This window comes from Devosia lacusdianchii (assembly GCF_022429625.1).
Lineage (GTDB): Bacteria > Pseudomonadota > Alphaproteobacteria > Rhizobiales > Devosiaceae > Devosia > Devosia lacusdianchii.
Map to the genome: position 1 here is coordinate 4,315,790 of NZ_CP092483.1, position 23,213 is coordinate 4,339,002.

The following is a 23,213-nucleotide window of genomic DNA, read 5'->3' on the forward strand; positions in this document are numbered from 1 at the left end:
CGAACCGCTAGCATGCTTGCAGAAGGCCCGGAGCGATCCGGGCCTTTTTCTTGCGTTGCATGTCGGCAACACTGTCTCTTTCATCACATTCCTGCGAGGAACCGGCCGCCACGCTAACCGTTCCGGCAGTGAGGCTTTCCTGCACTAGCGAAGCATTGGGTCTCCGCTTAGGTCATTGGCCACTCACACTATTTGCGTCACGCGCTGTTTCAGGGAATTACCTTGCTTTCTCGCCGCTTGTTCATGATCGGCCTTCCCGCCGTCGCCCTCGCCGCCTGCTCCAGCTCGCGCACGCCGCGCGTTGTCGAGCCGCAAATCGATCCCTATTACCAGGCAATGTACGGCACGCTGACCAACGAGAAATTCGTTGTTGCGGCCATGGACCTGCGTCGCGTTGACCCGAAGTGGTGGCGCCAGGAAGTCGCCTATCCGACCAGCGAGCGTCCCGGCACGATCGTGGTCGATACGCCAAACCGCTTCCTCTACCTGGTGCTCGAAGGCGGCCGGGCGCTGCGCTACGGCGTCGGCGTCGGCAAGACCGAAGCCCTGGTGTTCCGCGGCACGGCCACGATAGGCCGCAAGGCCGAATGGCCGCGCTGGACGCCTACAGCGAACATGGTCCGGCGCGAACCCGACCGGTATGGCCCCTATGCCGGCGGCCTCGAAGGCGGCCCGACCAATCCACTCGGCCCGCGCGCGCTCTATCTCTACAAGGGCGGCCGCGACACGCTGTTCCGCCTGCACGGCACCACCGAGCCCTATACCATCGGCACCAATGTCTCGTCGGGCTGCATCCGCCTGATGAACCAGGACATTATCGACCTTTACGCCCGCGTGCCCACCGGCGCTAAGGTGGTCGTCCTCAACTGACGGCCTACCGGGCCAATGCCGCGGCAGCGGGGAGCCTTGCTTCGGAATCCGTAGTCACCGAAGAAAAGTTCGCTGCTGTCGCGACACTGGCCCGGGAGCAGAAATTGCAAAGCCCGCTCATCGAGCGGGCTTTTTTGGCTGTTACATCGGTCGGCATTCAAAGACAGGTACGCTGGCTCTGGCCTAACGCCAATTGCAGGCGGTTTTCTTCAAAACCCAAAAATACGTAAAGGCGCTCGCCGCAAACGCCATCCATACGACCGCTTCTAATGAAGCGAAGAGTTTTGCCTTCGGCTAGTTCCGACTGGTAGTGTTCCGGGTAGTCAGCGTAGTTCAAATCGAGCCTGAACCCTGCCTCTTCTAAGCGCGAAAGCACGACTTGGCTATCTTCTCCGACTCGAAAGTAGTTGGGCGTGAGGCTCAGCTCCACGCTGCTTAGAATGCCCGCCTCATCCTTCGGAGCATCCATTAGAGCACCTAAGAGTGGATCGAAGCGGAGGTGTGGGCTGAAGGAGCTGTATGCGAGGAATGCGAATAGCAGGGCCGGCAAGCCAAGGAAAATAATCAGACTCAGCTGTCCCGCCACGGAGATTGAATTTCCGAATAGCTTCACGGGCCTGACGATCCTCGCATTTCGAACTCGCTACGCGATACTGCTTAGACAAGCCACATAAGAAGGGCGCGGTCTGCACCGCGCCCTTCGTATTCTCATATCGGCCAGCCGTGCCTTACAGCGTGCGCTGTACCGTCTCGACGCGGAAGCATTCGATGACGTCGCCGGCCCGCATGTCTTCGTAATTTTCGAAGGCCATGCCGCATTCCTGGCCGGTCTGCACTTCCTTGACTTCGTCCTTGAAGCGCTTGAGCGTCTTGAGCTTGCCTTCGTGAATGACGACGTTGTCGCGGATAAGACGCACGCCGGCACCGCGCTCCACCATGCCTTCGGTGACCCGGCAGCCGGCGACCTTGCCGACCTTGGTGATCGAAAAGACTTCGAGGATTTCGGCATTGCCGATGAAGGTCTCGCGGCGTTCGGGCTTCAGCAGGCCGCTCATCGCGTTCTTCACGTCATCCACGAGGTCGTAGATGATGTTGTAGTAACGGATTTCGATGCCGTCGCGGGTCGCGAGGTCGGTTGCCTGCTTGTTGGCGCGGACGTTGAAGCCGATGACGATGGCATTCGATGCCGAAGCCAGAGTCACGTCGGATTCGGTGATACCGCCCACCGCGCTCATCAGGATCTGCGCCGACACTTCGTCGGTCGAGAGCTTGTTGAGCGAAGCCACGATGGCTTCGACCGAACCCTGCACGTCGCCCTTGATGATCAGCGGGAACTTGGCGATGCCGGCCACCTTGAGCTGATTCATCATCTGCTCGAGGCTGGTGGCGCCGCCGCCGGCCGTCTTTTCACGGATGGCGCGCTGACGATATTCGGTGACTTCGCGGGCACGCGCTTCGGTCTCGACCACCGAGAAGCGGTCGCCCGCCGACGGCACGCCGGTAAAGCCCAGCACTTCCACCGGAATGGAGGGGCCGGCTTCCTTGACCTGCTCGCCCTTGTCGTTGATCAGGGCGCGCACGCGGGCAAACTCGGTGCCGGCGACGAGAATGTCGCCGATCGCGAGGGTACCGCGCTGCACCAGAACCGTGGCAACGGCACCGCGACCGCGATCGAGCTTGGCTTCGATGACCAGACCCTCGGCACGGCCATCGCGGGCCACCTTGAGCTCGAGCACTTCGGCCTGCAGCAGGATGGTTTCGAGCAGCTTGTCGAGACCGGCCTGCGTCTTGGCCGACACTTCCACGTCGAGCACGTCGCCGCCCATCGATTCGACGAACACTTCGTGCTGCAGCAGCTCGGTGCGAACGCGCGTCGGGTTGGCTTCGGGCTTGTCCATCTTGTTGATGGCCACGATAATCGGAACCCCGGCGGCCTTGGCATGCTTGATGGATTCGATCGTCTGCGGCATCACGCCGTCGTCGGCCGCCACCACCAGAACCGCGATATCGGTCGCCTGGGCGCCGCGGGCACGCATGGCGGTGAACGCCTCGTGGCCCGGAGTGTCGAGGAAGGTGATCTTGTTGCCGTTCTTTTCGACCTGATAGGCGCCGATATGCTGGGTGATGCCACCGGCTTCGCCGCTGACAACATTGGCCTCGCGAATCGCGTCGAGCAGGCTGGTCTTGCCGTGGTCGACGTGACCCATAATGGTCACGACCGGCGCACGATCGGTCAGATCCTCGGCCTTGTCGTCCGATGCGATATCGAACAGGCCCTCTTCGACGTCGGCTTCCGACACGCGCTTGACCGTGTGGCCCAGCTCGCTCGCGATCAGCTCTGCCGTATCGGCATCGAGCACGTCGTTGATGGTGGCCATCGTGCCCTGCGCCATCAGCATCTTGATGACGGTAACAGAGCGCTCGGCCATGCGGTTGGCCAGTTCGGCAACCGTGATGGCTTCCGGAATGGTGACTTCACGGCTGAGTTTGGGCGCTTCCTGCTGGTTGCGGCCCATCTTCTTGTCGCGACGGCGGCGCATCGCGGCGAGGGACGGACCCTTGTCGCGATCGCTTTCGGTCGTGGCGCTCGATACCGTCAGGCGGCCGCGGCCGCTGGCATCCTCGCCGGCACGGCGCGTCGGCCGCTCCGGCGCGGCGCGGGAAGCGCGGCGGGCGTTTTCGAGTTCAGCTTCGGTGGTCGGGCGAACCTGTGGCGCGCCGGTGCGGACCTTGCGGCCATCGGCTTCGCTCGGCGGAGCCGGCGGCACATTGCCGATCGGCGCCATGCCGGCACCGGCCGGACGGCGTTCGCCAGCCGGGCGGGTTGCCGTGCCCGAAGGGCGGGCGCCGGGGGCGCCTGGACGGGCACCAGCGGCACCCGGCTTGATATAGGCATTGGCGCCGCGTTCGCTTTCCGGGCGGGTATTGCTCGGACGCTCGACACGCGGTGGCCGCGGCGGCTGGCCCGGGCGGCCGGCAACGACGCGTACGCTGGTCGGACCAGCATTGCGCTGCGATGCGGGCGTAAAGGCCGGCGCTTCTTCTGCGGCAGGCGCCGCAGCCGCTGGCGCAGCAGGTTCAGCCGGGCTTGCGGCCGGCGGAGCCGCTTCTACCGGAGCGGCAGGCGCGGCTTCAGCGCGTTCGGCATCCTGGCGTTCCTTTTCCAGGCGCTCGGCTTCCTCGCGCACCTGGCGGCGGCGCGCATCGTCTTCCATGCGGCGCGCTTCTTCGGCGGCAAAGCGTTCCTGATCCTCAGCGGCGCGGGCGCCAGCAAGGGCAAGGGCATTGCGGCGCGCTTCAGCTTCGGCGGCCGAAAGCCCCAGCGGTGCACGCTGCTGGGTCTGGACCGGGCGGCCAGCCGGTGGGCGATTGCCCTGGCTTGGCGCAGCCGATTGCGGGCGCTGCGGCGCCATCGGGGCATTGGGCTTGGGAACCAGGCGCGTGCGCTTCTCGACGACCACCGTCGAGCGCGAAGGACCACGCGACATGCCAGGACGGTTGCCCAGGCCTGGGCCGCCCTTGAGTGTCAGCGTCTTCTTCGCGCCAGTGTCATCGGTGCGCTTGTCGTCGTTTTCAGCCATGTATCTCGCGTCTTTCGTCGTGTTCCTCGGGCAAAAGGTCACCGTCAACCGCATGGCGGCCGGTGTCCGTTTCCGTTGGTTTGGCGGCATAAAGGGCCAGTCTACGGGCCTTTTCTACCGCCGCTTGGGCTGCTGCCCCTCTCGTGAGGGCAGCATGTATCACATTTTCGAGGCCGAGTGCCAAACCCATTTGCTCTGAAGAGAGCAATTCGAAATGGGGCACGTCAAAACCGTTAATTCCTCCTTCGGCGGCCGCGTAATGCAGGGCCTTGAGCGGCCCAACCATCTTGCTGCGGCCGTCTTCGGCGGCATCCGTCGCCGTGATCAGGGCAATCAGATTGCCCGTTTCGATAAGGCTGCGCACCTTGGTGGCACCGAAGGTCAATTGACCCGCCTTGCGGGCCATGCCCAGCGCGTTGAGATAGCGCTGTTCCAGCCGGAGCTGGGTCAGGCCCGGCAAGTCGTCGGGCAGCGTCACCTCGGTCTTAAGGCTCCGCGCGAACACCTTCTTCTTGACCGCCTCGGCCACCAGTTCGCGGTTGAGGCTGATCCAGACGCCCCGACCCTCGGCCTTAGCCTCGGTATCGGGCACCAGCATCCCGTCGGGACCCAGCACGAAGCGGATGAGCTCCGCCACGGGCCTCTCAGCCCGTGTCAGTGCGCACATCCTGCTCGTTTCTTCGCGCCGGGCCATCAGGTCCCTCGCTCCGAAACGGCCTAAGCCGTCGCCTCGTCGGTGATGATTTCGTCACCTTCAATCGGCGGCAAGTCTTCCTCATTAATCCAGCCAGCCTTGATGCGGGCCTGCATGATCATGTCCTCGGCTTCTTCGCGGCTGACAGGGAAGTCCTTGAAAGTTCCCTCGAAGCGCTTGGTTTCGCCATCCTTGCGTTCGCTCCAGCCGATCAGGTCGTCCGAGGCGCAGCCGGCAAAGTCTTCCACGGTCTTGATGTCGTCCTTGCCCAGGGCCACCAGCATGGCGGCGGTGAGGCCGGCGATTTCATAGAGCTCGTCCTCGACGCCGAGCTTCTTGCGCTCTTCGTCATGGGCCCGATCGATGGCCGCCAGGTATTCGGTGGCGCGGTTCTGGATTTCGCCGGCGGTTTCTTCGTCGAAGCCGTCGATCGACGCGATTTCGTTGGCGTCGATATAGGCCAGTTCCTCGACCGAGGAGAAGCCTTCGGAAGCCAGTAGTTGGGCAACCATCTCGTCAACGTCAAGGGCCTGCATGAACAGGGTCGAGCGTTCGGTGAATTCCTTCTGGCGGCGTTCGCTTTCTTCCTGCTCGGTCAGGATGTCGATATCCCAACCGATCAGCTGGCTGGCGAGACGCACATTCTGGCCGCGGCGGCCAATGGCCAGCGACAGCTGTTCGTCGGGAACCACGACTTCGATGCGCTCGGCCTGCTCGTCGAGCACCACCTTGGCAACATCGGCCGGCTGCAGGGCCGAGACCACGAGATCGGCAATGGTGTCGGTCCACGGAATAATGTCGATCTTCTCGCCCTGGAGTTCGGCAACCACGGCCTGCACGCGCGAACCACGCATACCGACGCAGGCGCCCACGGGATCGATCGAGCTGTCCGAAGAGGTCACGGCGATCTTGGCGCGGCTGCCCGGATCGCGGGCGATCGAACGGATGGTGATCACGCCGTCATAGATCTCAGGCACTTCCTGCATGAACAGCTTGGCCATGAACTGCGGATGCGTGCGGCTGAGGAAAATCTGCGGGCCGCGCTGTTCGCGGCGCACGTCATAGACGTAAGCGCGGACGCGATCGCCGTAGCGGAACATTTCGCGCGGGATCAGCTCGTCGCGGCGGATGATGGCTTCGCCACGGCCGAGGTCGACAATGACATTGCCGTATTCGACGCGCTTGACGGTGCCGTTGACGATCTCGCCGATGCGGTTGAAGTACTCGTCATACATGCGCTCGCGCTCGGCATCGCGCACCTTCTGGACGATGACCTGCTTGGCCGATTGGGCGGCGATGCGGCCGAACTCCATCGGCGGCAGCGGCTCGGTCAGGAAGTCGCCAACCTTGGCCTCGGGCGACTTGACCTGGGCGCGCTTCAGATCGATCTGGCGGCTGGGCTCTTCGACATCAGCGACGATTTCGAGCAGGCGCCACATGCGGGTTTCGCCCGAGCGCGGATTGATCTCGACCTTGATCTCGGTCTCGGCGCCATAGCGGCCCTTGGCGGCCTTCTCCATGGCATCCTGCATCGCCTCGATCACGACCATGCGGTCGATCGACTTTTCGCGGGCAACAGCGTCTGCGATCTGCAACAGCTCAAGGCGGTTCGCGCTAACGGCCATTTAATGAATCTCCTCGGAGTCGTCAGTGTCTTGAAACTCGACCGTTTCGGTCTCGTCATCGTCAATGGGGTGGGCTTCCTGGTCGATGCGCGCTTTTTCCATCAGCGCATCGGTCATCACCAGCTTGGCTTCGGCGATGGTCGAGAGCAGCAGGCGGTGGTCGGGATCGGTACCGGCAGGGGCGTCGGGCAGGGTGATCACCACCGCCTCGTCGTCCACCGCCTTGATGAAGCCGCGGAAACGCTTGCGGCCGTTGATCATGTCGCTGAGCTCGATCTTGACCTCGTGGCCGGTATAGGCGGCGAAGTCGCGCCGGCGCACCAGCGGCCGGTCGATGCCGGGGGACGAGACTTCCAGGTGATACTCGCGGTCGATCGGGTCTTCTACGTCAAGCACCGGCGAGAGGTCTTTGCTCAGGGCCTCGCAGTTGACGATCGTGAAGCGCCCGTTCTCGTCCTCGGCCATGATCTGCAGCGTCATGCCGTTTTCCTGGGTGATCTTCACCCGGACCAGGGCAAAGCCGAGGCCATTGGCCACCGGCTCGACAATGCGGGAAATCCGGGCTTCGAGGCCGGTTTCCTTGATGTAGCGTTTTTCGGTGAGATCGAAGCTCATCGGTCCCTTCAGGTAATAAAAAAGAGCGGGGCCGGGCGGCTCCCACTCTGCAAACTTGCTGAGATGTTGGCGTCTATATAGCGCCGTTGTCCGTAAGCCGCAAGGTGTCAGGCGACGCGCAGCCAGCCGATGGCGTTGCGCGCCTCGCGCTCGGCCTCGCCTGGCGTCCGGAAGAGACCGGATGAATAGCCAGGCAACCAGACCTCTTCGGAACCTTGGGCATGATCAAGCAGTGTCAGGACATTCTCGCGGAATTCGAACAAGCCGTCATGGCGCGCAAGAAGATGGAGCTCCCGCCGCCCGTCCGGGCTGGCGGTCTTCCAGACAACATCTGCGTGGCAATAGTCCAATCACTTCTCCCAAGTGACGCTCGATACGTCGGCCCCGAGCTCCTCCAGCGCGGTCCGCAGGTCTTTGACCATGGCATCCGGTCCGCAGACATAGAAGTTCTGTTTGAAGTCGGTGATGTGCCGCTTGAGAAAGTCCGAGTCGATCCGCTCCTGCAAAAGTTTGGACTTCGGATCGGACGTGACCGTCCATAGTGTCTTCAGCCCATCCATGGCTTCGAACTCGTCGCGCAGGATGATGTCGCGTTCCGTCTGGTTGGAGACGATCAGCCGATTACCCCCAAGGCCGCCCTTGGCATTGAGGTGGCGCAGAATGGCAATAAACGGCGTGACACCGGCGCCGCCGGCAATGAACGTTCCCGGACCCTTATACTGGATCGTGCCCCACACATCGCGCAGCAGCAGATGATCGCCCGCCTCGCAGCCCCAGAGCGCGTTGGTGACCCCGGGGTGGTCGCGATAGCTTTTGATGGTGAATTCGAGCGTCGGCTCGTCTTGCAGTGACGTGAAGGTAAACGGTCGCTTAAGATCGGTCCATTCCGGCTTGTCGATGCTCACTTCCGTCGCCTGGCCGGGACCAAAGTGAAAATTCTTCGGTTTTTCGACGCGGTAATGACGAACATTATGCGTGACCATTTCGGTCTTCAGAATCTTGACGCGGGTGGGCATGATCGGCTCCTTTGAAGGCATATGCCGCTGCCCGACCAAAGGTTCCAATGCCTGCAAGGTCCGCAGCCAGCCTGAACGTAGCACCGGAGTAACCCGGTAGCTCCGGGGAAACTAGGTCTCGCCAGAACCCCTTGATATCCCTATCAAAACCTTCGCAACGATCCGCCCGACTTCAAGCCCCGGAATCACAAATATCGCGTCTTGCGGGTTGGGGAGACGAGGATCATTTCCAGGGTGTTCAAACGAAAGGAACACCTGAAATGATCAAGAACACTGTAATCGCCCTGCTCGCCGTCGCTTCCGTTTCCGCCGTTGCCCTGCCGGCCTATGCCGGTACCGGCGTCGTTCCCGTCTTCGGTACGGGCGACAATGACGACCAGGATTGGGTTGCCGACGGTATCGTCAGCCGTCTGCAGGCACAGGGCGTCAACGCTTCGTCCGTCGAGAACTGGGGCGGCCTGATCCGCGCCTACGTGACGCTCGAGGACGGCTCGGAAGTGATGCAGTTCTACACCCCCGGTTCGCTGCACCAAGTCTCCCTCTAAGGGTGCCGACCACGGCGCCGCCGGCTCAGCCGACGGCGCCCGTACTCACTCCGGATGGATGATCCGGATCACCGGCTCGCCGCCGGTGCTGTCGAAACGCTCGCGGGCCGCAAGGACCTGCTCCCGGTTGCGCTCGGCAAAAACCCGCACACTGTCGGCCAGCTTGAGCAATTCGCGGCCGAGATCGGTCAGTTCATAATCGACGCGGGGTGGAATCGTCGCGAACATGGTTCGCGTTACGAATCCGTCGCGCTCGAGCTCGCGCAGCGTGATCGTCAGCGTCTTCTGGGATATCCCGCCAACCCGCTTGATCTCGTTGAAGCGGAGCCTCTCCGCCCGCAGCAGCGTGACGACAGTCAGCGTCCACTTTCCGGGCCTGACCATCAGCACGTCATCTTCATGCTGGTGGGATTTGGGCAGAGCGGACATGGCGAACCTCGAAAACATGGTCGAGTTTGCCATATGGGGCGCGATTGCGGCGCTTCCAGTGCAGCCAGTCATTAAACTTTGACATGGCTGCTATCGCTCTTTTGCGCTAAACCCGCTTGAAACTCAGATAAAAACTGATCATCCGGCCCTCGCGGCGGGCCTTCTGCTCGTAGCGCGTCGCTTCCCAGCCGGCATAGGGCTCGTGCCAGCCCCCCGGCTTTTCCGGCGCGAATCGGAACAATGGCGCCCGCACGATATGGGCCAGGGTCCAGTTGGCGTAATCTTCGATATCGGTGGCGAAATGAAACACGCCGCCGGGGCGGATCACCCGGGCCAGCTCGGCCAGCGTCGTCTCCGAGACGAAACGCCGCTTGTGGTGGCGCGTCTTGGGCCAGGGATCGGGGTAGAGCAGATAGACCTCGTCCAGCGACGCATCGGGTAGCTCCACCAGCAGCTTGAACGCGTCATCGGTAAAGAGGCGGATGTTGCGCAGGTCCTGCGCCGCTATGGCCTGCACCATCTTGCCAATGCCACCAGTAAACACCTCGCAGCCAACATAGCCGGTCTTCGGATGGCGCGACGCCTCCAGCGCCAGATGCTCGCCGCCGCCATAGCCGATCTCGACAATGATCTTGTCGGCATCCGGAAAAAGGCTACGCGGATCCAGCCGGCCATTGAGCTTGATCTCGAGCGCCGGGAGCGTCGCGTCGAACACTGCCTGCTGCCCGCCATGCAGCTTCTTGCCGGAACGGCGGCCAAAAAAAGCGCGCGGCTCACCGGAGCGGGTCTTGGGAAGCTGATGATCGGTCATATGTGGTGCATGGTTTCCGCAGGGACGCGGCCATATAGACTAAGGCGCCGTGCCCGAGAAGCGGGAACGGCGCCGTGAACACAATTCAGCGTGGCCTTGCAGGGATTACTTCACCGCGGCCTTAAGGGCGCTCACCAGGTCGGTCTTTTCCCAGGAGAAGCTGCCATCGCGGCCAGCCTTGCGGCCGAAATGGCCGTAGGCCGAAGTCTTGGCATAGATGGGCTTGTTGAGATCGAGATGGGTGCGGATGCCGCGCGGCGTCAGGTCCATGACCTTACCGAGGGCGGCTTCGACCACGGCCTCGTCGACCTTGCCGGTGCCGTGGAGGTCAACATAGATCGAGAGCGGCTGCGCCACGCCGATGGCGTAGCTGAGCTGGATGGTGGCGCGATCGGCAAGACCGGCGGCAACCACATTCTTGGCGAGATAGCGCGCCGCATAGGCCGCCGACCGGTCGACCTTGGTCGGGTCCTTGCCCGAAAAGGCACCGCCGCCATGCGGCGCGGCGCCGCCATAGGTATCGACAATGATCTTGCGGCCGGTAAGGCCCGCATCGCCATCGGGGCCGCCGACCACGAACTTGCCCGTCGGGTTGACGTGCCAGACGGTATCCTTGGAAATCCAGCCTTCGGGCAGGGCCTCGCGGATATAGGGCTCGACGATCTTGCGCACGTCGGCCGAGGTCAGGCTCTCATCCAGGTGCTGGGTCGAGAGCACGATCTGGGTCACGCCGACCGGCTTGCCGTCTTCGTAGCGCACCGTCACCTGGCTCTTGGCATCGGGCCCGAGCTTGCCGGCCGGGCTATTATTCGCCTTGCGAGCGGTGGTCAGCGTTTCCAGGATCTTGTGGGCGTAATAGATCGGCGCCGGCAGCAGTTCCGGAGTCTCGCGGCTGGCATAGCCGAACATGATGCCCTGGTCGCCCGCACCCACATCCTTATTGCCCGCCTCGTCGACACCCTGCGCAATATCGGCCGACTGGCCGTGCAGCAACACGTCAATCTTGGCGGTCTTCCAGTGGAATCCGGATTGCTCGTAGCCGATGGCCCGGATCGCTTTACGGGCGATGGATTTGAACTTGCTGGGGTTGACCACCGGGTGGCCGGCGGCGTCCAGCAGCACCTTGCCGTCCTTGCCCTTCTTGAGCAGGCTTTCGGGCACGCGCACTTCACCGGCGATCACCACGCGGTTGGTCGTGGCCAGCGTCTCGCAGGCGATACGGACCTTGGACGGATCCATGCCGGTCTTCTTGGCTTCGCGGAACACCAGATCGACGATTTCGTCGGAAATCCGGTCGCAGACCTTGTCGGGGTGACCTTCTGAGACCGATTCCGAGGTGAAAAGATAAGATGAGCGGGCCAACCGAAATCCCCTGAACATGGCAAAAACCGCCCAAAACGAGCGATATTGACCCGGTTGTGACACTCGCTGTCGGTTCGGTCAAGGCGGATATAAAGAAAGCTTGATATGTCGCCGGTCGATTTACGAGCATGAATTGGCGGCACAGGCAGAAGCAGTATCGGCCTCAGGCCAGCCGCTTGCGTCCGCCCCGCGCCGCGGCCACGGAAATCAAAAGCCCTGCCACCAGCGCAATCAATAGCGGCCAGTAGCGGACGCGGCTGAACACCGTGCCGGCCAGCCGCTCATGCGGGCGCACGTCGAGCGCGGCCATTTCCAGCGGCGCGATCTGGCCGGTGATGCGGCCCAGCGGATCGGTTGCAAAGGTGAGACCCGAATTGGCCGCCCGGATGAGACTCATGCCCTCTTCGACGGCGCGGACGCGGGCGTGGTGGGCATGCTGGGCCGGCCCGATGGAATTGTCGAACCAGGCATCATTGGTGATGTTGAACAGGAATTGCGCATCGGCCGTGTCGCCCAGATCGCCCGAGAACAGGATTTCGTAGCAGATCAGGGCCAGCAGCGATGGCGTGTTGGGCAGGCTCATCAGCCGCCGTCTTGCATCGCCATGGCCCCAACCCTCGGCGCCAGGCACGAATTGCTTGATGCCCAGTCGGGCGAAGAATTCGCCAAACGGCAGGAATTCGCCAAACGGCACCAGATGGGCCTTGTCGTACGAGGCGATGACCTCGCCATTGGTATCGATCGCCAACACCGCGTTGTACGGCAGGCCCGACGCCACCGTGCCGCCGGGCTCGTATTGCTGACGCGGTGCGCCGGTCAGCAGCATGGCGCCATCGGGCAGCAGCCGGGCAATGCGCGCCAGCGCGTCGGGATAGGTCGAGAGGAAAAACGGCAGGCTCGATTCAGGCCAGACCAGATGGGTGATGTCGGCCATGCCCTGGTCGGACGGGTCCATGCGCATGTCTGACAGCATCAGCAGGCGATCGATCAAGGCAACCGGATCGGCATTGCCCCAGTCGGAATGCTCATAGACCAGCGGCTGGACCAGCCGCATGGCGATATCCTGGCGCTCGGTCGAGACCGTGCCGGCGAGGCGATTGTAGCCGTAGCCAAGCTGGCCGGCGATCACCAGCAATGCGATGAAGAACGGCAGCAGGCGCCGGCTGAGGCTGCGATTGTCGGCAGGCCAGATCAGCGCCGGCGTCATCGCGAGCAAGGCAGCCACCAGCGTCAGGCCATAGATGCCGATGACCGAGGTGATCTGCATCATCTCGTCGGTCGGGGTCAGCGCATAGCCGAGCAGATCGAACGGAAAACCGGTGAGCACATGGCCGCGGGCCCATTCGGCGATGGTGACGAAGGTCGCGAGCGTCACGATACGCCAGGGCCCGTGGCTCCAGAACAGATGCGCCAGGGCGCTGCCGACACCCCAGAAAATGGCGATCAGCGCCGCAAGCGCCAGGATGGCGAAAGGCATTAGTAACAGCATGATCCCGCCATCGACAAAGAAGGCGGCGCCTAGCCAGTGAAAGGCGACGGTGAAATAGCCCCAACCGAAGGCGAAGCCGATGGTGAAGGCCGGTCCTAATATCCGGCGCCAGCCGCGCTGCCGCTCGGCACCATCGAGGCACCAGACCCAGATGGGAAAGCTGACGAACAGCGCCGGGACGACGAAGAGCGGCGGGACGGAGAGACCGGCGACGGCGCCCGCCACCACCAGCAGTAAAAAACGCCGCCAGCCATGGCTGAGCATGGCAGTCTCGGCCAACCAGGTCATTGCGCGGCTTTCGGCGAATCAGGACGCATGCGGCAAAGTCGCTGGCGGGGCAGGGGGCGTCAAGGCGGTGGACTTGGCGACGTGTCGGCGCTAGGAGGCAAGCAAGGCCCCCTCATCCGCCCTTCGGGCACCTTCTCCCACGGGGGGAGAAGGGGAGCTCCGAGAGCGGACGACCACCGGACCAACCCTCGCCCCTTGCGGGAGAGGGTGGATCGCGCGTAGCGCGAGACGGGTGAGGGGGCGGGAGCCACCGTGCCGGACACTAGCCACATCACCCTCGCCATCGACACCGCCGCGCCCCGTCTGCAACTGGGCCTGTTGCTGGCCGACGGCAGGACCGACGTGTCGATCGACGACATCGCCACCGGCCATGCCGAACTGATCTTCGAGCGAATTGCTGCGCTGCTGGCCCGCAACGGCGTGACCTATGCCGATCTCGACCGCGTCGTCACCACGACCGGCCCGGGCTCGTTCACCGGGCTAAGGATCGGACTTTCAGCAGCGCGCGGCATTGCCCTGGCGCGCTCGATTCCCGCCATCGGCGTGCCGAGCTTGCTGGCTTTGTCGCTGGCCGAACCCGGTCCCTCGACCGTTCTGCTCGATGCCCGTCGTGGTGAGGCCTATTTCCAGATCTTTGCCGGTCCGGCGCTGCCGACGACACCGCCCGACCTGCTCCCCATGGTCATTGCGCAGGCGGCGATCGTGCCCGGCACGACGCTGATCACCGTGCCCTTCGTCGATATCGCGCTAGTGGCGCGCTACGGTGCAACCGCCGATCCTCTTGCCCATCCACCCGAGGCTGCCTATGTGCGCGATGCCGACGCCAAGCCGCAAACGGCGGCGCGGATCGAAAGACTTGGCTCATGATGAAGCTGTGGATGGCCCCGGGGGGCCTGCATATCGAACCTGGCCAGACCCGCGACGCGGTTGATCTGGCGCGCATCCACGCGCAGGGCTTCTATCGCGGCTGGCCGGTGGCGGAGTTCTCCAGTTTCCTCAGCGAAGACGGCACGCCGGTCTATGTCGCCTGCGACGCCAAGCGCCGCATTGCCGGCTTCGCGCTGATCCGCCTCGCGGCCGACGAGGCCGAGCTGCTGACGATCGCCGTCGACCCCAAATGGCGCGGCAAGCGCATCGGCCAGGCCCTGCTGCACGCCGCCTTCGACGATCTGCTGATGAGCCCGGCCCGACGCATGTTCCTTGAGGTCAGCGAGGAGAATACGCCGGCCATCAAGCTCTATGGTCGCGAAGGCTTTGCGACCATATCGAGCCGCCGCGGCTATTATCCCAAGCCCGACGGCTCGGCAGCTACCGCGCTTGTCATGGCCCGCGATCTTGGGTAACCCGGTTCCATCATGGACCGGTTCGGAGCTGTCGCGTGAGCAAGAGTGAGACTGACCCGACGCTGGAAGAGGCCTGCGTTTCCAAGGGCATGCGCATGACCGATCAACGCCGCGTCATTGCGCGGGTGATCCAGGCCGCGACCGATCACCCCGATGTCGAAGAGCTCTACCGCCGTGCCTCGGCCGTCGACGACCGCATTTCGCTCTCGACCGTCTACCGCACGGTCAACCTCTTCGAAGAGGCAGGGCTGGTGACCAAGCACGATTTCAAGGACGGTCGCGCCCGCTTCGAGCTCATCCCCGACGAGCATCACGACCACCTGATCGATATCCGCTCCGGCACGGTCATCGAGTTCCGCAACGAGGAAATCGAGGCTATCCAGGAGGTCATCGCCAAGCGGCTGGGCTATCGGCTGGTGGACCATCGCCTCGAGCTATACGCCGTTCCCATCGAAGGCGCCGACCGAGCCAAGAAATGATCTTCCGCGTCCTGTTTTTCGTTTTCGTCTTCGTGCCGGTCATGATCGTCATCATTCCGGCGCAGGCGCTGATCAATGCGCTCAAGCTGCCGTTCTGGAATGTGCTGCCGCGCTTCTTCCATCGGGTCGGCTGCATTTTCCTCGGCATGCGCGTGACCGTGGTCGGCCACCCGGCGACGGGGCGTGCCACGCTGCTGGTCTCCAACCATATTTCCTGGACCGATATCGTGGCCATTGGCTCGGTCGCCGATGTGACCTTCGTCGCCAAGCGTGAGGTGGGCGAATGGTTTTTCGTCGGCATGATGGCCCGCTTGCAAAAGACCATTTTTGTCGACCGCAACCGCCGCTCCGATGCCGGCCGCACCAGCCGCGAGATGGGCGCGCATATGGCGGGCGGCAATGCCGTACTGCTGTTCGCCGAAGGCCAGTCCGACATCGGCACCCATGTGCTGCCGTTCCGCTCGGCGCTGGTTGGCGCGGCCCAGCACGCCATGATCGACGCCGGCGCGACCGATGTGCTCATCCAGCCGCTGACCATCGCGTATACGAAGCTGCAGGGACTGCCCGTGGGGCGCAACGAACGCTCGCTGATCGCCTGGATCAAGTCCAAGTCGGTTAAGCAGAACATCCGCGAAATCCTGGGCGGGCCGGTCAAGGATGTGACGGTGGCTTTCGGCGTGCCGCGACCGCTCACTGAAAGCGACAACCGCAAGCTTGTGACCAAAGCCGCCGAGGACGACGTGCGCGCTATGCTGGTCGCGCTCAACCGGGGCCAGAAACTGCCCGTTCCCGTCACCACCACCTGACTTAGAGACAAGTTTACGCGGTAAGGCTAACGCCAGACTCCGCTTGGGCGTTAAACTTTCGTTAGCTATAGCCGTCTTCGGAAATGGAGACGGCGATGGCTTGGCAACTGCTCGCAATATGGGTGATCACGATCAGCACGGTGGTCTGGTTCGTGCGCGACGAACGCCGGCTGCGCGCCGAGGCTCGCCTGGCCGTGGCCGCGCGCTACTATGCCCATGCGCCCAAATATCGCTTTGGCGCGCGCAATGTTCCGCCGCAGCCGGTCCCGCCCAAGCCACGCACCGGTTCGCTGCTGCGCAGCGACCGCGCCTATTTCGACCAGCTCATCAGCCAGCGCGCCCGGCGCTAGTCCGTCCCGGCCAGATTGGACTTGAGCCGGGCGATGATGTCGGCGGCCTTGAGCATCAGGGCCATGTCGATATCGGCGTCGCTGCTGCCTTCGGGCAGGTCAGCCCAGACGGAAATCGCCAGCTCGTGGGTTTGTTGGCGCCCGGGCCCTTGCTCGGCAAGCACGGCGCGGACATGACCGGTGGTTCGGCCCTGCAGACGCGGATGGGATTGCTTGTCCCGCACCGCGATGTCGATCAATTCAATAGTCATCCTGGCCCCAAAGGAGCCCCCACGCCAACCTACGATGCGGAAGTTCCCGAGGTCTTAATGTCTGGACAAGGCGTTGGTTTCGCTGGGGAGAACCAAAAACGCCCGCCGCGGCACATATTCGTCATACCTTTACGGCGTGCTCCACCCGTCCGGCATCGCCGAAGACCCGTACATAGCGAGCGATCTCCGATTCGATTCCGGTGGCCTTGGCCGGATTGTCGCTGAGCTTCACCGCCGGCCTTCCATTGGCCTCACTGACCTTGGCGACGATCGAAATCGGATCGAGCCCCGGATTGGGGCCATCGGGCGCGCAGCCCTCGAAATCATTGGTGAGGTTGGTGCCCCAGCCGAAGGCCATGCGCACCTTGCCGTCAAAATGCAGGTAGGCTTCCTCGATCATGTCGACGTCGAGCCCATCCGAGAAGATCAGCAGTTTTTCGCGCGGGTCGCGGCCGCGCTCCTTCCACCAGGCGATGATGCGCTCGCCGCCGGGAATGGCCGGCGCACTGTCGGGCCGGAAGCCCGTCCAGTCCGCCACCCAGTCGGGCGCATGCTTGAGGAACGAATCGGTGCCGAAGGCGTCGGGCAGCACGATCTTGAGGTTGCCACCGTAATAGCTCTCCCAATCCTGCAGCACCTGATAGGGCGCAGCGCGCAGCGCCTCATCGCTCTTGGCCAGGGCCGCCAGCACCATCGGCAATTCGTGCGCATTAGTGCCAAGTGCTTCCAAGTCATTGTCCATGGCCAGCTTGACGTTGGACGTGCCGGTAAAGGCCTCGCCAATGCCTTCCTTCAGCGCCTCGACGCACCAGCGCTGCCACAGAAACGAGTGGCGGCGGCGGGTGCCGAAGTCGGAAATCTTGAGGTCGGGCAACTTCTGCAGCCGCTCCACCTTGTCCCACATCTTGGCCTTGGCGCGAGCATAGAGCACATCGAGCGTGAAGGGGCCGTAATGCTTCATCGCGGCGCGCGAGCGCAGCTCGTTGATGATAGCCAGCGCCGGGATTTCCCACATCGAGGTTTCGAGCCATAGGCCGGGGAATTCGAGCACGAACTGCCCGTCGCGTTTTTCGAGGCGGTATTCCGGCAGCCGGAAACCCTCGAGCCATTTGAGAAACGCCGGCTCGAAAATCTGCTTGCTGCCATAAAAACTGTTACCCGCGAGCCAGATCATTTCCTTCTTGGTGAAACGCAGGGTGCGGGCGTGGTCGAGCTGAGCCCGCAACTCCTCGATATCGATCTCGTCGGCAAGGCGGACCGATTTGGTGCGGTTGATCAGCGAAAAGGTGGCGTCGACCTTGGGGTACAGCCCCCAGATCATCTGCAGCATCAACAGCTTGTAGAAATCGGTATCGAGCAGGCTCCGTACGATCGGATCCAACTTCCAGGTGTGGTTGTACACCCGCCGGGCAATATCGGTATAAGTCGCCATTCCAACCCCACTTCGCCGCTAGGCTTTTAGCGCGGCAGGGGTGGGATTGAAAGGCGCGCAGCCACGGAAGCGTCCGGTCTTCACCTCTCCCTTCGGGGGAGAGGTCGGCGGCGCGGCTGGCGGGTGAGGGGCCTTCCGCTCGCACTATGCCAAGCAAAGGCCCCTCACTCGCCCTTCGGGGTCGAGCTCTCCCCGAAGGGAGAAGTGAAGATGTTCAAGCCCCCAGCTGGAACCGCTCGAACCGGCCCAGGGCTTCATTGATCGCGGCCTCGCCTTCGGCCCCCACATCCGCAAAGTCCGTGCGCTTTTGGATCAGCAGCTTGCCTGCGGCCCGGTCGGTCTTGAGATCGATCGCGGCGACGATCCGGTCGCCCATCAGCACCGGCAGGGCAAAATAGCCCAGCTTGCGCTTGGCCGCCGGCACATAGGCCTCGAACAGGTGATCGTAACCGAAGAACAGCTTGAGCCGCTTGCGCTGGATGATCAACGGATCAAAGGGCGAGAGGATGTGGACCAGGGTTGGCGGTTCGCCGGCGGTGGAGTCGAGTATGGCGGGTTCGGCCCAATGCGGCACTTTCTCGGCGCCTTCGATGGTGACCGGAACCAGCAGCTTGCGCCGCACGCGGCTGTCGATGAGTTCTTTGACGGCCTTCTTGCTCGGCGCATCGAGGTGGCAGATCGAGTCGAGGCTGACCACGCCCTGGCTACGCAGCGCCCGATCGAGCTTATAGGCAATGATCTGCCGCTCGGTGGCCGCCTGGGGCAGGGTGCCGAAATGGCGCTTGGTCAGGTCATAGGTCTTGACCATGCCTTGTCGCGCGCCGACCGTGACCAGCCCCTGGAAGAACATCATTTCGAGCACCCGCTTGCTCGGCTTGCGGCTGGCCCAGGGGTGGTCCTTGTCGACCAGTTCATCATCGCCAATGTCGCGGATGGACAGCGGCCCTTCCTTGCGGAGGCGCTTGTTCATCTTGCTGACCTCATCGGCCGTTACCGAACCGAACCAGCGGCTGGGCGTCTCGCGATACTGCTTCATCGCGGGAATGAAGAACGGCAGGTCGGCCGCCGGCACGTAGCTCAGCGCATGGGTCCAATATTCGAACACCGATTTGTCGGTGGATTGGACGTGGACCAGGTCGGCGCGCCGATAACCGGGAATGCGCGACCACAGGATGTGATGGTGGCAGCGCTCGATGACGTTGATCGTATCGATCTGCACGTAGCCCAGCTGCTCTATCGCGGCGAGCGTCGCGGCCGGACCGTCGCCGAACGGCGCCGCGGTATCGAGCCGCTGGGCGCGGATCCACAGATGGCGGGCACGGTTCGTATCGAGGGTATGGGCAGCTTTTGGCAAGGCAGGATCCGATTCTGCAGTGTGGTTAGAAGAACGGAGCGCTAGGGACGCGTCAATTCATGGCAGTAGCACAGCTTGCGTTAAAATAACTGATAAGGTATATAACCATATGGATATTGACGGGAGGCCAAGATGCGGAGAGCGTTTGGATATACGGCTCTGGGTGCAATTCTAATGGTGGCGACAATGGAGGGTGCCATGGCGGAGACGTTCAACCTGACTGTGACCCGCGTGTTCGAAGCGCCCCAGGAGGCCGTCTGGCAAGCTCTGACCGAGGCGGAGGCGATCAAGCAGTGGTGGGGTCCCGAAGGTTTTGCAGCCCCGATCGTCCGGACCGACATAAGGCCCGGCGGCGCGACGCTGGTCTGCATGACCGCTCCGGGCTTTCCCTTGATGTGCAACACCTGGACCTATACCGAGATCGAACTCGGCCAAAGGTTGGTGTTCGACCAGGGCTGGGCCGACGAGCATGGCGACACTGTCGATCCCAAGGCGATGGGTCTGCCAGTCGACATTCCGGCCGTGGTGCCGCATGTCGTGGCCTTGCGGACGCTCGACGACGGCAAGACCGAACTGAGCTGGAGCGAATTCGGCTATGCCAGCGCCGCGACGGTCGCGCAGTCGAAAAGCGGGCTCGATCAGGTGCTCGACAAGCTTGCCGCAACGCTCGAATAGGCGCTTAGCCGATCGCCTCGGCCTCGCGCACCGCGAGTTCGGCCAATGCCATTGCCGCCTCGCGGGTTTTGGCGGCGGCGATAAAGCGCCCGTTATGGCAGAAGCTGGCGCCGGCAACACCGCTGGCGGTTTCGAGATCGGCATCGGTCAGTCCGGCCCAGGCAGCGGGCAGATCGGCCCGCACCTCGAAGCCATCGTCGCTGCGGCGAATCGTGGTCAGGCACCAGTCCTTGTCACGCGGATGGACCACAAAGAGCAGGTGATCGGCACCAGCCTTCACGATGGCCGGGCGGAATGGCATGCCCATCGGCAATTCGAGTATCTTGCGAGGGCCGGCATCGGCGATCGCCTGCCGCACAATGCCCTCGGCCCGCAATTTCGCGGCGCTCTGGGTGATCCTGGCCTCGACAAAGCTGCGGGCAATGGCGAGGGCGGTGTGAAATGCTCGGGTTTCGGCCTCGGGATCAGCCTCGTCGAAGACGGGCTTCAGCGTTTCCAGCAGAACCGGCAGCGTCAGGCCGGCCAGCGGGCCGGACGGGCTCACCGCGCCATTGTCGACGAGGTCGACGGGCAGCACGAAATTAGTGTCGAACCCGGCATGCAGCGTTTCGATATGGGCTTCGGGCAGCCCAATTGCGGCCAGGTAATCGCGGCCGAAATGCTTCCACACCAGCCCGAACGAACTGTACGGTTGATCGTCATCCCGCAGCGGCGCGCCGCGCTGGTGATGATCGAATATCCCCGCGTCGGCGTCGTAGGCCCCACCCACATCATAGATGATGCGATCTGCACCCGGCGTGATCCACTCCGGCGCCCGGCTGCGCACGATACGCGCCTGCGGAAAAAGGCGGGTCAGCACCACGCTGGACAGCAATTCGTCAGCGTGGAAGCCACCTGAGTGGGTGACAAGAAAGTCAGGGGACATGCCGAGGGCACCTTTGTCTACGGGGTAGTGCTTCATTTTTCGACCGCGGCCGGTCACCGACCACTATCGGATGCATCGTCGCCGTGTCGACAGACTATTGGTGAACCCCGGCTACCGAGGAATTGGTGGAGCCAAGCGGGATCGAACCGCTGACCTCTTGCATGCCATGCAAGCGCTCTCCCAGCTGAGCTATGGCCCCATTCCATTGGGTCTTCAGAGGGCTAACCCGTCCGAAGCGAGGCGGAACCTATTGGATGATCCCGGCCCGCGCAAGTGTCTAAATGACACTTTTTTGTGGGGCCGGCTGAACGGGTCAGCCGGCCAAAACATCATGCAAAATCAACGCTCTTCGTCGCCACCAACGTCAAAGCCGAGTTCGTCGTCTTCGTCTTCTTCTTCGAGGAACACGTCCTCGTCGTCGTCGCCGAGCTCTTCATCCACCTCGACATCGTCGGTCTCGGGAATTTCCTCGTCGCCGGCTTCCTCGGCGTCGGCATCCTCGAGCGAAACGATCTCGGGCGCTGCGACGTCCTCGACTTCCTCTTCTTCTTCCGTCTCGTCCTCGTCATCCACCTTGCGGGCAGTCGTGGGAGAAGGCTTGCCGGCGAGAACCTGCTCGAAATAGGAGCGCGGATAGCTCTTGCCGGTATAAGGCGAGACGATCGGATCCATGTTGAGATCGTAGAACTTCTTGCCCGTATCGGGATCGGTCCGTTTGGTGCCGCGTTCGGAACTGGCCATCGATGTTCCTCGTCGTAAGGTTTGTGGGGCTTTGGGGCCCGGTTCGGTCCGTCCGGTTATGGGCAAACCCCGCCCCTGTCAAACCGAAAATGTGGAGAGCTGCTTCCCGCGTCGAGCGGGCGATGGCATATCCGGGTTTCGCCGTGCTAAGCCCGACCGGTCATGACCGATCCCCTGCCCACTGCCGTACCCCTCGCCGCCCACGGCGCCGACCCGCTGACCGGCCGCTTCGCCACCCCGGGCGACAAGGCCATCTCGCACCGCGTGCTGATCTTGGCGGCGATGGCTGTCGGGCGCTCCAGCATCGAGGGGCTGCTCGAAGCCGAGGACGTGATGGCGACCGCTGCGGCGCTGCGCCAGCTTGGCGTCCACATCGACCGGCGCGACGCCGGGTGGGAGGTGCAGGGCCAGGGGACCGGTGGCCTCCTGGAGCCGGCCGGTCCGCTCGAACTGGGCAATTCGGGCACCGGCGCCCGGCTGCTGCTGGGCCTGCTCGCACCCTATGCCTTTGCTTTCACCGTCAACGGCGGCGCCACGCTGACCCGGCGCCCGATGCAGCCCCTTCTGGATGCTCTGGCCCAGACCGGCGTCAGCGTGGTTTCCAGCGACGACGGCAACTTGCCGGTCACCCTGCGCGGCCCGCTCGTGCCGCTGCCGATCGATCACGTGATGGCTGCGCCTTCCGAGCAGATCAAATCGGCGCTGCTGCTGGCCGGCCTCGGCATTGGCGGCACCACCCGTATCGTCGAGTTGGTGCCGACCCGCGACCATACCGAAAAACTGTTGGCCGAATTCGGTGCCGCAATAACGGTCACATCGGACGATGCGGGGGTGACGACCATCCTCCTGGCTGGATTGCCCGAACTGGCCCCGCGCCGCGTAACGGTCCCGGGCGATCCGTCCTCTGCTGCCTATGCCATCCTCGCGGCACTGATCGTGCCGGGGTCTGACCTGCTGGTCGAGAACGTGCTGGTCAATCCCACGCGCACCGGACTCATCGATACGCTGCTCGAAATGGGCGGCGACATCCAGTTCCTCAACCAGCGCGAGGCGGGCGGCGAACATGTCGCCGACCTCCGCGTGCGCTCTTCGCGCATGAAGGGGGTGCGCGTCGACGCCATGCATGCCGCAGCCATGCTCGACGATATTCCCGCGCTCGCCATCGCCGCCGCCTACGCACAGGGCGAAACCGTCATTGATGGCCTCGCCGAACTGCGCGACCAGGAATGCGACCGTCTGGCCGCGACGGCAGCCGGGCTCGCTGCCAACAAGGTCACCGTCGCCGAAGGGGATGCCAGCCTCACCATTGGCGGCATCGGTAAGGTGGATGGCGGCGGCACCGTATTGACGCGGCACGATCATCGCATCGCCATGAGCTTTCTGGTGCTCGGGCTCGCCAGCCGCCACAAGGTGACGGTCGACGATAGCACCGCAATTGCCGCGAGTTTTCCCGGTTTCGTCGATGCCATGACAGCGCTCGGCGCACGCTTCGAGCCGGTCCGCTAGCGGACAACAAATTTGCCCGCCGGCAT

The 23,213-nt window shown here is 63.3% G+C and carries 25 protein-coding genes and 1 tRNA gene; 9 read left to right on the top strand and 17 right to left on the bottom strand.

The window, feature by feature from the left end; genetic code table 11:
* The first annotated feature begins 243 nt into the window (after positions 1 to 243).
* On the top strand, positions 244 to 870 hold the full coding sequence (locus MF606_RS21380; protein WP_240231345.1) for a L,D-transpeptidase: 627 nt from the start codon (positions 244 to 246) through the stop codon (positions 868 to 870).
* A gap of 157 nt (positions 871 to 1,027) precedes the next feature.
* Here the strand turns inward: MF606_RS21380 and MF606_RS21385 are convergent, their stop codons facing one another.
* From MF606_RS21385 to MF606_RS21415, 7 genes are all read right to left on the bottom strand, one after another.
* Entirely contained in the window at positions 1,028 to 1,339 is a 312-nt protein-coding gene (locus MF606_RS21385) for a hypothetical protein (protein ID WP_240231346.1), read from the bottom strand.
* Between the two features lie 259 nt (positions 1,340 to 1,598).
* Complete coding sequence (infB, locus tag MF606_RS21390) at positions 1,599 to 4,451, bottom strand: translation initiation factor IF-2 (protein ID WP_240231347.1); 2,853 nt, start codon at positions 4,449 to 4,451, stop codon at positions 1,599 to 1,601.
* Entirely contained in the window at positions 4,444 to 5,145 is a 702-nt protein-coding gene (locus MF606_RS21395) for an RNA-binding protein (protein WP_275693106.1), read from the bottom strand. Before MF606_RS21395 ends, infB begins: the two co-directional genes overlap by 8 nt.
* Positions 5,146 to 5,168: 23 nt before the next feature.
* Positions 5,169 to 6,770, bottom strand: a complete 1,602-nt coding sequence (gene nusA / locus MF606_RS21400; protein ID WP_240231349.1) for a transcription termination factor NusA — start codon at positions 6,768 to 6,770, stop codon at positions 5,169 to 5,171.
* Positions 6,771 to 7,385 carry a ribosome maturation factor RimP gene (gene rimP, locus MF606_RS21405; protein ID WP_240231350.1) on the bottom strand — a complete coding sequence of 205 codons (615 nt, stop codon included), beginning with the start codon at positions 7,383 to 7,385 and terminating at the stop codon, positions 6,771 to 6,773.
* 107 nt (positions 7,386 to 7,492) lie between these two features.
* The gene (locus tag MF606_RS21410; protein ID WP_240231351.1) at positions 7,493 to 7,735 is read right to left on the bottom strand and encodes a hypothetical protein; all 243 of its coding nucleotides are present in this window, start codon (positions 7,733 to 7,735) and stop codon (positions 7,493 to 7,495) included.
* Entirely contained in the window at positions 7,736 to 8,401 is a 666-nt protein-coding gene (locus tag MF606_RS21415) for an FAD-binding oxidoreductase (RefSeq protein WP_240231352.1), read from the bottom strand. It abuts the gene before it with no gap.
* Positions 8,402 to 8,661: 260 nt separating this feature from the next.
* Between MF606_RS21415 and MF606_RS21420 the strand changes: the two genes are divergently transcribed.
* On the top strand, positions 8,662 to 8,946 hold the full coding sequence (locus MF606_RS21420; protein ID WP_240231353.1) for a hypothetical protein: 285 nt from the start codon (positions 8,662 to 8,664) through the stop codon (positions 8,944 to 8,946).
* 45 nt (positions 8,947 to 8,991) lie between these two features.
* Here the strand turns inward: MF606_RS21420 and MF606_RS21425 are convergent, their stop codons facing one another.
* The 4 genes from MF606_RS21425 to lnt all read right to left on the bottom strand — a co-directional run bounded on the left by MF606_RS21425 (position 8,992) and on the right by lnt (position 13,325).
* On the bottom strand, positions 8,992 to 9,375 hold the full coding sequence (locus MF606_RS21425; protein ID WP_240231354.1) for a winged helix-turn-helix transcriptional regulator: 384 nt from the start codon (positions 9,373 to 9,375) through the stop codon (positions 8,992 to 8,994).
* 106 nt (positions 9,376 to 9,481) lie between these two features.
* Positions 9,482 to 10,186, bottom strand: a complete 705-nt coding sequence (gene trmB / locus MF606_RS21430; protein ID WP_240231355.1) for a tRNA (guanosine(46)-N7)-methyltransferase TrmB — start codon at positions 10,184 to 10,186, stop codon at positions 9,482 to 9,484.
* A 105-nt stretch (positions 10,187 to 10,291) separates the two neighbouring features.
* Positions 10,292 to 11,548, bottom strand: coding sequence for a methionine adenosyltransferase (gene metK, locus MF606_RS21435; protein WP_240231356.1), 1,257 nt, complete (start codon positions 11,546 to 11,548; stop codon positions 10,292 to 10,294).
* A gap of 163 nt (positions 11,549 to 11,711) precedes the next feature.
* Positions 11,712 to 13,325 (bottom strand): apolipoprotein N-acyltransferase, encoded by a 1,614-nt coding sequence (lnt, locus tag MF606_RS21440; protein WP_240231357.1) that lies wholly within the window; start codon positions 13,323 to 13,325, stop codon positions 11,712 to 11,714.
* Positions 13,326 to 13,577: 252 nt separating this feature from the next.
* Here lnt and tsaB point away from each other — a divergent pair, with 252 nt between their 5' ends.
* The 5 genes from tsaB to MF606_RS21465 all read left to right on the top strand — a co-directional run bounded on the left by tsaB (position 13,578) and on the right by MF606_RS21465 (position 16,303).
* A complete protein-coding gene (gene tsaB, locus MF606_RS21445) occupies positions 13,578 to 14,192 on the top strand; it encodes a tRNA (adenosine(37)-N6)-threonylcarbamoyltransferase complex dimerization subunit type 1 TsaB (RefSeq protein WP_240231358.1) in 615 nt (204 codons plus the stop codon).
* Complete coding sequence (rimI, locus tag MF606_RS21450; protein ID WP_240231359.1) at positions 14,189 to 14,668, top strand: ribosomal protein S18-alanine N-acetyltransferase; 480 nt, start codon at positions 14,189 to 14,191, stop codon at positions 14,666 to 14,668. Before tsaB ends, rimI begins: the two co-directional genes overlap by 4 nt.
* Positions 14,669 to 14,757: 89 nt before the next feature.
* Positions 14,758 to 15,147, top strand: coding sequence for a Fur family transcriptional regulator (locus tag MF606_RS21455; RefSeq protein WP_240233909.1), 390 nt, complete (start codon positions 14,758 to 14,760; stop codon positions 15,145 to 15,147).
* Positions 15,144 to 15,953 (top strand): lysophospholipid acyltransferase family protein, encoded by an 810-nt coding sequence (locus tag MF606_RS21460; protein WP_240231360.1) that lies wholly within the window; start codon positions 15,144 to 15,146, stop codon positions 15,951 to 15,953. Before MF606_RS21455 ends, MF606_RS21460 begins: the two co-directional genes overlap by 4 nt.
* Before the next feature lie 95 nt (positions 15,954 to 16,048).
* Positions 16,049 to 16,303 (top strand): hypothetical protein, encoded by a 255-nt coding sequence (locus tag MF606_RS21465; RefSeq protein WP_240231361.1) that lies wholly within the window; start codon positions 16,049 to 16,051, stop codon positions 16,301 to 16,303.
* On the opposite strand, the gene MF606_RS21470 is transcribed toward MF606_RS21465, so the two are convergent.
* The 3 genes from MF606_RS21470 to MF606_RS21480 all read right to left on the bottom strand — a co-directional run bounded on the left by MF606_RS21470 (position 16,300) and on the right by MF606_RS21480 (position 19,340).
* Positions 16,300 to 16,554 carry a hypothetical protein gene (locus MF606_RS21470; RefSeq protein ID WP_240231362.1) on the bottom strand — a complete coding sequence of 85 codons (255 nt, stop codon included), beginning with the start codon at positions 16,552 to 16,554 and terminating at the stop codon, positions 16,300 to 16,302. The two genes, MF606_RS21465 and MF606_RS21470, sit on opposite strands and share 4 nt — an antisense overlap.
* A 121-nt stretch (positions 16,555 to 16,675) precedes the next feature.
* Positions 16,676 to 17,986: a nicotinate phosphoribosyltransferase gene (gene pncB / locus MF606_RS21475; protein WP_240231363.1), complete on the bottom strand. Its 1,311-nt coding sequence runs from the start codon at positions 17,984 to 17,986 to the stop codon at positions 16,676 to 16,678.
* 214 nt (positions 17,987 to 18,200) lie between these two features.
* Positions 18,201 to 19,340 (bottom strand): winged helix-turn-helix domain-containing protein, encoded by a 1,140-nt coding sequence (locus MF606_RS21480; RefSeq protein ID WP_240231364.1) that lies wholly within the window; start codon positions 19,338 to 19,340, stop codon positions 18,201 to 18,203.
* 198 nt (positions 19,341 to 19,538) lie between these two features.
* On the opposite strand from MF606_RS21480, the gene MF606_RS21485 reads away from it, so the two are divergent.
* Positions 19,539 to 20,015 carry an SRPBCC family protein gene (locus MF606_RS21485; RefSeq protein WP_240231365.1) on the top strand — a complete coding sequence of 159 codons (477 nt, stop codon included), beginning with the start codon at positions 19,539 to 19,541 and terminating at the stop codon, positions 20,013 to 20,015.
* Between the two features lie 4 nt (positions 20,016 to 20,019).
* On the opposite strand, the gene MF606_RS21490 is transcribed toward MF606_RS21485, so the two are convergent.
* From MF606_RS21490 to MF606_RS21500, 3 genes are all read right to left on the bottom strand, one after another.
* The gene (locus MF606_RS21490; protein WP_240231366.1) at positions 20,020 to 20,940 is read right to left on the bottom strand and encodes an MYG1 family protein; all 921 of its coding nucleotides are present in this window, start codon (positions 20,938 to 20,940) and stop codon (positions 20,020 to 20,022) included.
* Positions 20,941 to 21,063: 123 nt separating this feature from the next.
* Positions 21,064 to 21,139 (bottom strand) — tRNA-Ala (locus MF606_RS21495).
* Between the two features lie 140 nt (positions 21,140 to 21,279).
* Positions 21,280 to 21,681, bottom strand: a complete 402-nt coding sequence (locus MF606_RS21500; protein ID WP_240231367.1) for a TIGR02300 family protein — start codon at positions 21,679 to 21,681, stop codon at positions 21,280 to 21,282.
* A 162-nt stretch (positions 21,682 to 21,843) separates the two neighbouring features.
* Here MF606_RS21500 and aroA point away from each other — a divergent pair, with 162 nt between their 5' ends.
* Positions 21,844 to 23,187, top strand: coding sequence for a 3-phosphoshikimate 1-carboxyvinyltransferase (aroA, locus tag MF606_RS21505; RefSeq protein ID WP_240231368.1), 1,344 nt, complete (start codon positions 21,844 to 21,846; stop codon positions 23,185 to 23,187).
* Positions 23,188 to 23,213 lie beyond the last annotated feature (26 nt).